This window comes from Mycobacterium asiaticum (assembly GCF_001673365.1).
Taxonomy (GTDB): domain Bacteria; phylum Actinomycetota; class Actinomycetes; order Mycobacteriales; family Mycobacteriaceae; genus Mycobacterium; species Mycobacterium asiaticum_A.
The window spans coordinates 24,188-33,585 of record NZ_LZLS01000065.1; the positions used below are offsets into that span (position 1 = coordinate 24,188).

Sequence of the window (9,398 nt, forward strand, 5' to 3'; positions counted from 1 at the left end):
TGGCCCACCGTAGGCACGGTCCGATTCGTTCCGCGGCTTTGCTCGACTGCTAACTCCCAGTTGTTGTTGGTTTGTGGCTGGTTCGCGACCGAGCCGAGGCAGGCTGGGAGGGCCGCCTGTGGATGCGCTGCCTTTTTGTCCCGCTCAGCGGTACGGTTGGTAACGCCGGTAGTTCGTGGCAGAGAGGGCGATCATGATGTTGCAGAAGTTCGCTTGGTCGCTGTTGACCGGCATTATCGGGCTGATCATCGCCATCGGAGCCGGCTCCGGAGTGGCCCGCGCGGATCCCGACGACGCAACGCCTCCGGTCATCGACGATTTCGCTACGACGCTCTACCCCGCCCTGTCGTTGGATCCACGCGATCGAGACGGCCGGTCATTCGAGTGGCCGGGTACCGGGAATTACTGCCAGAACCGCTTCGTCACGTGCCGGGTCGGCGGGTTCTGACCTAGCGCGCGTCAATGTCGACCTGGCTCATCACCGGTTGCTCGACCGGACTTGGTCGTGCGCTCGCCGAGGCTGTGATCGGCGTCGGCCACAATGCTGTTGTCACCGCGCGCGACGTCACCAAGGTCGCCGACCTGGCCGAGGCCACACCCGATCGGGTGCTCGCCGTAGAGCTGGACGTCACTGACGCTGAGCAGGTCACCGCGGCCGTGCAACAAGCTCAGGACCGGTTCGACGGCATCGACGTTCTGGTCAACAACGCCGGCTACGGCTACCGTGCCGCCGTTGAGGAAGGCGAGGACGCCGCCGTCCGCACCCTGTTTGAAACACACTTCTTCGGCACCGTCGCCATGATCAAAGCGGTCTTGCCCGACATGCGGGAGCGCCGGTCCGGGGCAATTGTCAATATCTCCTCGATCGGAGTGCAATTGACGCCGGTGGGTTCGGGCTACTACTCGGCAGCCAAGGCGGCAATCGAGGGACTCAGCGGAGCACTGCACGGTGAGCTTGCGCCACTGGGCATTTCGGTTACCGTGGTCGAGCCCGGGGCATTCCGCACCGACTTCGCCGGACGTTCTCTGCTACAGACCGCCACGGTCATCGATGACTATGCCGACACCGCCGGGCGGCGCCGCAAGGAAAACGACACCATGCACGGCAAGCAGACCGGCGACCCGGTCAAAGCGGGCGCGGCTATCGTTACCGCCGTCGAGTCGGACGAGCCTCCCGCATTTCTGTTGCTCGGCGAGGACGCGTTGTTCTCCTACCGCTACATCGCAGAGCGGCGCGCCAAAGAGGTCGACGCGTGGGAACAACTCACCATCAACACCACCTTTGACGACTGAGGACAACCATGATCGTCGCTCACCTCGCCGACTCCACCAGTGGTGCCGCGATGGCGGGGGCGGTTATCGGTGCGCTGGTGTTGCCGGCCGTGGGCCTAACGCTGTTGATCCTTGGGGTTCGCAATCGTGCGCGGACACGCCGAGGGTGGGTGCCCGGCTACCCGGGTTATCCCCCGGCCTACCCTCCGACTCCGGGATACCCGCCGGGCGCTCCGGGATATGCCCCGGGTGGCTACCCGCCGAGGGCCCCGCAGCCACCCAAGGCCGGCACCGGTCTGATCATCAGCGGCATCGTGCTGCTCGCCGTGGGTGCGTTGGGCATCATCGGCTCAATGGCGGTGGTTGTCGGCCGCAGTTCCCACCTGGCGGTCGGCGACTGCTTCACCAACGATGCGGTCGACCGGCATTGGTGGCAGCCGACAAGCTGCCAGGATCCTGAAGCGGTCCTGGAATATGCGACGAAAGTCGGCTCGGACGGAAACTGCCCAGACGGCAAACTCGTTAGCAGCAGCTATCTTTCAGTCGAACACGACGGTGTGCGCCGCTGCTTTTTGCCCAACCTGATAGAAGGCCACTGCTACACACCCGAACGCAACGACGAGACGGTCCGTACGGTGGGCTGCGGCGCCAGCGGCAAGGTGATTCGCGTCGTCAAACGGGTGGATAACACCACCGACACGTCTGCCTGCCCTTCCGGCACGCACGGTGTCTCATTCCCCAAGCCCAAGCGGACGTATTGTACCGAGCGTACCCAGGGAATCGTTTGAGGCACAGTCGATTACGACTTCCGGCGGAGTTTTCCGGAAAGCAGCGCGTCCATCGAGTAACGCCCCGGCCCCAAAAAGACCAGCAGGAAAAAGGCGAAGCAAAAAAGGACTGCCAACGTGCCACCATTACCGTCCGGCGGGTCGCCGATCGGCCAGAGCGCGTGCGGTTGGTGCATCCAGAAATAGGCGACCGCCATCTGGCCGGAGGCGACGAAAGCCGCTATGCGAGTGCATAACCCGAACGCAATCAACAGCCCGGCAACAAGTTCGATCAACCCCGCATACCAGCCCGGCCATTCCAGGACATCGACGTGATGCCCCGGCGCTATCGGCCAGCCGAACAGGATCATCGAACCGAACCCCGCGAAAAGCGTGCCGTACACCAGACGGAACAGGCTGATCACCGCCGGGGAAAATGCGGCGAGGCGGTGGTTGAGAGTGGTCGTCATGAGGTCCACCGTACGGCTGATATCGCTTGGCTCAAATTGTGGGATCGATGTCTGCTGAGCCACTCACACCCACGCGGGCCAAACTCTTAACGTCGGTGCATGCACACGATTCCAACGCTCATCGACACCAAGGTTGCCCGGGCAGCAACACAATTCGCGCAATCTACCGAGTCGACATCGGTGTTCAACCACAGCGTGCGCAGCTATCTGTTCGCAGAGTTGCTCGCCGCGCATGACGGATTGCACCCAGGATCGGATTACGACAGTGAAACTCTGTTTCTGGGCAGCGTTTTGCATGATCTCGGCGCGGGTAGCGCCGCCGAAGGCAAGGAACGCTTCGAGGTCGAAGGCGCCGACTTGGCTGCAACGTTGTTGACCGAGCACGGCTGCGATCGCGCCCAGGTGGACGCCGTGTGGGAGGCCATCGCGTTGCACAGCTCGTTCGGTATCGCACAACGACGCGGGCCGACCTGCTATCTGGTCAACGGCGGTGTCGGAATCGACTTCGGCCGCAATGCCGAATTCGTGGAGGAACAGGCCGCCGCGGCGATCCACGGGAAGTATCCACGCCTGTCGATGGCCAAGTCGCTGATGGACGCGATCGAGGCACAAGCACAACGCAGTCCCGAAGCCGGGCAGCCCTACACGATGGGCGGCGAAGTATTACGCGAACGCCGGGACAACGGGATCACCTTGCTCGAACAGCTTGCCGCACATAGTCGCTGGGGCCGGTAGTCCTCAGCTCATCCAATAGTGTGCGTGTGTACACGAAAGGATGAAGCGTGGCTTACCTGTTTCTATTCGTCGCAATCTTCGCCGAGGTCGTCGCCACCAGCTTGCTGAAGGGCACCGACGGGTTCAGCCGGTTGTGGCCGACCGTAGTCTGCCTGCTCTGCTAACACGTCTCGTTTGCGCTACTCGCACTGTCCATCTCGCGCGGCATGCAGACCGATATCGCCTATGCGCTGTGGTCGGCAATCGGCACCGCAGCAATCGTCGTGATCGCGGTGTTATTCCTCGGCTCCCCGCTCTCGGCGGCCAAAATTGTCGGCGTTGCGCTGATCATCACCGGCGTGGTCACGCTAAATCTCGGCGGTGCCCACTGAGCGACCTGATTTCTTCCACCATAACCCGGTGGCGGGGGCTTGCGGCAAGGCCCGGGGGGTGGCGCACAATAGCTGCCCGAACGGCTGCCCGGACGTCAGGGGGATCACCAATTGCGGGAAACGAGTACGGGTTACCAGGACGAGTTACGGCACGAGCAGGCCTATGTCGACACGCTCTACGCACGCCTCGATGCCGAGCGGGCACGAGCCAAGGCCCGCTACAGCACCGCGCTGCGGGGTGAAGACAGTGACACGCCGATGGATCGCGACGTCGAGGTACGGGCGTTGGCTCGCCGGATGAAGCGACTGGACGTCGCCGACGACGGCCTGTGCTTCGGTCGGTTGGACGGCGTTTCCGGGAAGCGGTCCTACGTGGGCCGCATCGGTCTGCTCGACGAGGACGACGAGTACGAACCGTTGTTACTCGACTGGCGGACCCCCGCCGCGCGCCCCTTCTACACAGCCACCGCCGCCAATCCCGAGGACATCCGGCGTCGCCGCCAGTTCCATACCCGGAGCCGCCGGGTCGTCGATTTCACCGACGACGTCCTCGGCCGACCCGGCGAGGGCGACCAGAGTGGCAGCTCAACTGATGCTGCCCTGCTGGCTGCGATCAGCGCCCCGCGCGGCGACAAGATGCGCGACATCGTGGCGACCATTCAGGCCGAACAGGACGAGATCATTCGTCTCGACCATTCCGGCGTGCTGGTCATCGAGGGCGGACCGGGCACCGGCAAGACGGTCGTTGCGCTGCACCGGGTGGCGTACCTGCTCTATACGCAACGCGAGCGGATGGAACGTCACGGAGTGCTGGTGATCGGGCCAAACCCGGCGTTCCTGAACCACATCAGCCGCGTGCTGCCATCGTTGGGCGAATCCACCGTGGTGTTCATGACCACCGGCGATCTGGTACCCGGTCTGCGCATCACCGCGGAGGACGAACCCGATGTCGCCCGCCGGAAGGGTTCGCTGCAAATTCTGGATGTGCTCAGCTCAGCGATCGCCGACCGGCAGCGGCTACCGGAAGATCCGTTGCGCATCAAGCTGTCTGACGTCGAGCTGCGGATCGACGCCGAGACGGCGCAGTGGGCCAGGGAGGAAGCGTGCGCCACCGGGTTGCCGCACAACGCCGCCCGGGCGGCGTTCACCGACATCGTCACCTGGGTACTGACCGAACGCGCTATCGCCAAGATTGGTCGCGGATGGCTGACCCGGTCTGACCGGGACGCCTGGGAGAAGCTTCGCGACGAGCTGATCGAGGAGCTCGCGGACAACGATGCCTTCAACGCCGCGCTCGACGAGTTGTGGCCGATCCTGACTCCGGAAGAGTTGTTGTCCACGCTGCTCTCCTCCCCCGAGCGGCTACAGGCCGCGGGCGCCGACCCTGCGCTGTTACGCGAGGTTGGCGACGCGTGGACGGTGTCGGACGTGCCGCTGCTCGACGAACTTGTCGACCTGCTGGGGGTCGACAAGGTGGCCACCGAGCGCGCTCGGCAAATCGCCGAGCAGGAGCAGCGCGAGGAGGCCGCCTACGCCGCGGGCGTGTTGGACTTGATGGTCAGCCGCGAAGACCTCATGGACGACGAGGATCAACTGCTGGCACAGGATCTGATCTACGGCGAGGACCTGGCCGACCGCTTCGTCGAACGCGACGTTCGAGAGCTCGCTGAACGTGCTGCGGCGGACCGGAATTGGACGTACCGGCACATTGTGGTCGACGAGGCCCAGGAGCTGTCCGAGATGGACTGGCGGGTGCTGATGCGGCGCTGCCCGGCGCGGTCCTTCACCGTCGTCGGCGATCTGGCGCAGCGGCGGTCGGCGGCTGGGGCGACGTCGTGGGACGCGATGCTCAAACCCTACGTGCCCGGCCGCTGGGTCTACCGGTCGCTGTCGGTGAACTACCGCACCCCGGCCGAGATCATGGCCGTCGCATCGGCGCTGCTCGCCGAATTCGCCCCGGATGTGGTGCCACCGGAATCGGTGCGAGCCGCTGGCGTCAAACCGTGGTCTGAGAAACTCAACTCGAGCGAATTGCTCAGCGCCATCGACGATTTCGTACGCGAAGAGGCAGACCGTGAGGGCACCAGCGTGGTGATCGGCCCCCCGGGTATGCCGGGGGCCGTGGCACCGTCGGACACCAAGGGCCTGGAGTTCGACGCGGTGTTGGTGGTGGACCCCCAACGCATCCTCGCCGACGGCCCGCGCGGTGCGGCCGAACTCTACGTCGCCCTCACCCGCGCCACTGCCCGCCTTGGCGTCCTGCACCAGGGCCCGTTGCCGTCGGCACTGCGCGGACTCGAACCTAGACGGTCCGAAGGCGAAAGCGCGGCGAATGTGCAAACATCACAGCCAGACTGACGGCCGGTTGCTCGGCTGTGCGGAGCAATCTCTAGGGAAGAGGATCCACGATGGTTGATGTCGATCCGTCCGCTTCCGGCCCAACGACGGGCACCGCGCATCTGGTCGAACCCGCCCGCACCGGCATGCAGGCGCCTGCGCTACAGCGCGCGATCGCCGACCATCTGCGCTATTCGATCGGCCGTCCGGCCGCCGCGCTGCGCCCCGAGCACTATTACCGTGCGCTGGCGCTGGCTGTGCGCGACCGGATGCAGGACCGCCGCGTGGCCTCGACGCAGGTCTCGCTCGATCTCGGCCGCAAGGTTACGTGTTATCTGTCGGCTGAATTCCTGATGGGTCCGCAACTGGGCAACAACCTGCTGAACCTGCGGATGGAGCGAGCGGCCAAAGCGGCACTTGCTGCGATGGGCCAAAACTATGACGAAGTCCTGGCCTGTGAGGAGGAACCGGGCCTAGGCAACGGCGGTCTGGGTCGCCTCGCCGCGTGCTATCTGGACTCACTGGCCACCCTGGAACGTCCGGCCATCGGTTATGGCATTCGCTACGAGTTCGGAATCTTCGACCAGGAGATTCACGACGGGTGGCAGGTTGAGCAGACCGACAACTGGCTGGACAGCGGAAACCCGTGGGAAATACCAAAACCCGACGTTAACTACTTGGTGAAATGGGGCGGCCACGTCGAGCATTACACCGATGACGACGGGCGTGAGCACTCCCGCTGGGTGCCCGGGCTGATGCTCAAGGGCGTCGCCTACGACACGCCCATCCAGGGCTATGGAGTGAATACCTGCAACGTCTTGACGTTGTGGAGTGCGCGGGCGGTCAAGTCGTTCGCATTGGACGCCTTCAACACCGGCGACTACTACCGGGCGGTCGAGGACGAGGTCACGTCCGAGACGGTCACCAAGGTGCTCTACCCCAATGACGAACCGGAGGCCGGCAAGCGGCTGCGATTGCTGCAGCAGCACTTCTTTGTGTCCTGCTCACTGCAACACGTGCTGCACATCATGGATGACCTCGCCGACGTGTCGGTACGCGAACTTCCCCAGCGATTCGCGTTGCAGCTCAACGATACTCATCCTTCGATCGGTGTCGCCGAGCTGATGCGACTGCTGATCGACGAGCGCCACCTGGACTGGGAAGATGCCTGGGAGATCACGGTGGCGACGTTCGCCTACACCAACCACACGCTGTTGCCCGAGGCCCTGGAAACCTGGCCATTGGACATGTTCGGCCAGTCGCTGCCGCGTCACCTCGAAATCATCTACGAGATCAACCGCCGCTTCCTCGACGAAGTTCGCACCCGGTTTCTCGGTGACTCCGAACGGGTGCGTCGGATGTCGCTGATCGGCGAGGACAACGGCAAGAACATCCGGATGGCGCACCTGGCCACCGTCGGTAGCCACGCCATTAACGGCGTCGCCGCACTGCACACGGAGCTACTGAAAGACAGTGTGCTCAAAGACTTTTACCAGATGTGGCCGGAACGGTTCAGCAATAAGACCAACGGCGTCACGCCACGACGGTTCCTGGCGCTGGCCAATCCCGGACTGCGGGAGTTGTTGGACCGCACCATCGGTGAGGACTGGCTGACCGACCTGGGCCGGCTGCGCGGCCTGGAGCAGTTCATCGACGACTCCTCCTTCCGGGCACAGTGGCGTGACATCAAACGCAACAACAAGGCTCGGCTGGCGTCGTTCGTCCGCTCTGCCACCGGCGTGCAGCTGAACCCGGAGTGGCTCTTCGACATTCAGGTAAAGCGCATCCACGAGTACAAGCGCCAGCATCTCAACGTCCTGCACATCATCGCGCTGTACTACCGGCTCAAGCAGAACCCTGGGATCGCAATTCCACCGCGAGCCTTCATCTTTGGCGGCAAGGCCGCACCCGGCTACTTCCTGGCCAAGCGGATCATCAAGCTAATCAACGCCGTCGCCGAAACCATCAACTCCGATCCGGACGTCAACAAGTGCCTCAAGGTGGCGTTCATCCCCAACTTCAACGTGCAAAACGCGCACCTGATCTATCCGGCCGCCAATGTGTCCGAACAGATCTCGACCGCCGGCAAAGAAGCGTCCGGTACCGGCAACATGAAGTTCATGATCAACGGCGCGCTGACCGTCGGCACCCTTGACGGAGCCAACGTCGAAATCCGCGAAGAGGCGGGCCCGGAAAACTTCTTCTTGTTCGGGCTGGCCGTGGACGAAGTAGAAGCGCTCAAGGCCAGCGGTTACCGCCCGGCTGACTACATCGAAAGCAACGACGAACTGCGCGCGGTGCTGAATTTGATTGAGGGCGGGACGTTTTCGCATGGCGACCGGGAGGTGTTCCTGCCGCTGGTGGACAACCTGCGCTACCACGACTCGTTCCTGGTTTGCGCGGACTACGAGTCCTACGTGCAGTGTCAGGATCGGGTCAGCGCGGCGTGGCAGGACCGGGATTTGTGGACGAAGATGTCAATCCTGAACACCGCACGCAGCGGAAAGTTCTCCTCGGATCGCGCCATCGCCGAGTACTGCGAAGACATCTGGAATGTCTGGCCGCTGACCGTCAAGATCTGAGGCTGCCGGCCCCTACCTCGTTCGTGACGTACACGGCCACATAACCGATGGGGATGCCGGTCCGAGCCGCGATGCATTTGCGCGCCGCCAACTCCACCGCGGCCCGGCGCGTCGTCCGGGCGACCCCGTCGACCTCGGGTATCCGGACCACCCATCCGTCCGAGTCCCGGGTGACCTCGATGTCGAAGCACTGGCCGACAGTTACATGATTCACGCGGTGAGTACGACCCCTGCGCGGCGAATGCGGGCGGCGCAGCGTGGGCTGAAGAGGCATAGGTGTTGTTCCTGAGTCGATGACGGACCGCGGGCAAGACTAATCCGACTTGCGTGTTTTACCTAATCCAGCGCTATGGCTCCTAGGCTGTAACCTGCCCTCGCCCCTTGTAAGCTGGGCCAGCGACGTGCTGGGCCTCTACGACCCCGATTACGTCTGGCACGACATGGCCCAGGTCTGGCAGACACCCGGCGACGGCGAGCAGCTGGTCGAAGCCATGCTGGGCGGCACCGTCGAAGACCGCGCCGCGCAGCTGGGCGCGCTCGGCATCCCGCCCGACATCGCCACCGCGATCGCCCAACAACAGAATCAAGCGATGGGTCGGGCCATCCTGCTGCTCTACCGTTCCGCGCGGCAACCGGCGATGGCCGAAGCCGGCCGTGCGCTTGAGAATGCGGCCACGCGGCCCGGTTTGTCGTTGCTGGCCACCGAGGACCCGTACATCGGCGGCGAGACGACCCGGCGGCGCGCCGCCGACCGGGCCGGCGCCCGCACCGAAGTCCTTGAGGGCCTTGGGCATTGGTGGATGGTGCAAGATCCGGGCCGCGGCGCGGCCGCCCTCAACGCATTCCGGGATTCGCTGAACTGAG

8 protein-coding genes and 2 pseudogenes are annotated in these 9,398 nt (G+C 64.1%); 8 read left to right on the top strand and 2 right to left on the bottom strand.

Features of this window, described 5'->3' with window-relative positions:
- Positions 1-175: 175 nt before the first annotated feature.
- The 3 genes from A5634_RS07055 to A5634_RS07065 are packed head-to-tail and all read left to right on the top strand — an operon-like array spanning position 176 to position 2,060.
- Positions 176-448, top strand: coding sequence for a hypothetical protein (locus tag A5634_RS07055; RefSeq protein ID WP_216638718.1), 273 nt, complete (start codon positions 176-178; stop codon positions 446-448).
- 14 nt (positions 449-462) lie between these two features.
- Complete coding sequence (locus A5634_RS07060) at positions 463-1,293, top strand: oxidoreductase (protein WP_065143345.1); 831 nt, start codon at positions 463-465, stop codon at positions 1,291-1,293.
- Between the two features lie 8 nt (positions 1,294-1,301).
- On the top strand, positions 1,302-2,060 hold the full coding sequence (locus A5634_RS07065; protein WP_065143346.1) for an LppU/SCO3897 family protein: 759 nt from the start codon (positions 1,302-1,304) through the stop codon (positions 2,058-2,060).
- 11 nt (positions 2,061-2,071) lie between these two features.
- Here A5634_RS07065 and A5634_RS07070 read toward each other — a convergent pair whose 3' ends face one another.
- A complete protein-coding gene (locus A5634_RS07070) occupies positions 2,072-2,509 on the bottom strand; it encodes a DoxX family protein (protein WP_065143409.1) in 438 nt (145 codons plus the stop codon).
- Positions 2,510-2,608: 99 nt separating this feature from the next.
- On the opposite strand from A5634_RS07070, the gene A5634_RS07075 reads away from it, so the two are divergent.
- The 4 genes and pseudogenes from A5634_RS07075 to A5634_RS07090 all read left to right on the top strand — a co-directional run bounded on the left by A5634_RS07075 (position 2,609) and on the right by A5634_RS07090 (position 8,534).
- Positions 2,609-3,244 carry an HD domain-containing protein gene (locus A5634_RS07075; protein ID WP_065143347.1) on the top strand — a complete coding sequence of 212 codons (636 nt, stop codon included), beginning with the start codon at positions 2,609-2,611 and terminating at the stop codon, positions 3,242-3,244.
- 47 nt (positions 3,245-3,291) lie between these two features.
- A pseudogene (locus A5634_RS07080) lies at positions 3,292-3,615 on the top strand (DMT family transporter).
- 111 nt (positions 3,616-3,726) lie between these two features.
- Positions 3,727-5,973, top strand: a complete 2,247-nt coding sequence (gene helR, locus A5634_RS07085) for an RNA polymerase recycling motor ATPase HelR (protein WP_065143348.1) — start codon at positions 3,727-3,729, stop codon at positions 5,971-5,973.
- Between the two features lie 50 nt (positions 5,974-6,023).
- A complete protein-coding gene (locus tag A5634_RS07090) occupies positions 6,024-8,534 on the top strand; it encodes a glycogen/starch/alpha-glucan phosphorylase (protein WP_081290247.1) in 2,511 nt (836 codons plus the stop codon).
- Here the strand turns inward: A5634_RS07090 and A5634_RS07095 are convergent.
- Positions 8,524-8,748 carry a long chain fatty acid-CoA synthetase Faa4p gene (locus tag A5634_RS07095; protein WP_065143349.1) on the bottom strand — a complete coding sequence of 75 codons (225 nt, stop codon included), beginning with the start codon at positions 8,746-8,748 and terminating at the stop codon, positions 8,524-8,526. The two genes, A5634_RS07090 and A5634_RS07095, sit on opposite strands and share 11 nt — an antisense overlap.
- Positions 8,749-8,905: 157 nt before the next feature.
- Between A5634_RS07095 and A5634_RS07100 the strand changes: the two are divergent.
- Positions 8,906-9,397 (top strand): annotated as a pseudogene (locus A5634_RS07100) (alpha/beta hydrolase); the annotation flags it as partial.
- Position 9,398: the final 1 nt, after the last annotated feature.

Bases quoted from the DNA above. Each gene is read 5' to 3' on its own strand.
- A5634_RS07070 (WP_065143409.1), bottom strand. From the start codon at position 2,509: ATGACGACCACTCTCAACCACCGCCTCGCCGCATTTTCCCCGGCGGTG.
- A5634_RS07060 (WP_065143345.1), top strand. From the start codon at position 463: ATGTCGACCTGGCTCATCACCGGTTGCTCGACCGGACTTGGTCGTGCG.
- A5634_RS07090 (WP_081290247.1), top strand. From the start codon at position 6,024: ATGGTTGATGTCGATCCGTCCGCTTCCGGCCCAACGACGGGCACCGCG.
- A5634_RS07065 (WP_065143346.1), top strand. From the start codon at position 1,302: ATGATCGTCGCTCACCTCGCCGACTCCACCAGTGGTGCCGCGATGGCG.
- A5634_RS07075 (WP_065143347.1), top strand. From the start codon at position 2,609: ATGCACACGATTCCAACGCTCATCGACACCAAGGTTGCCCGGGCAGCA.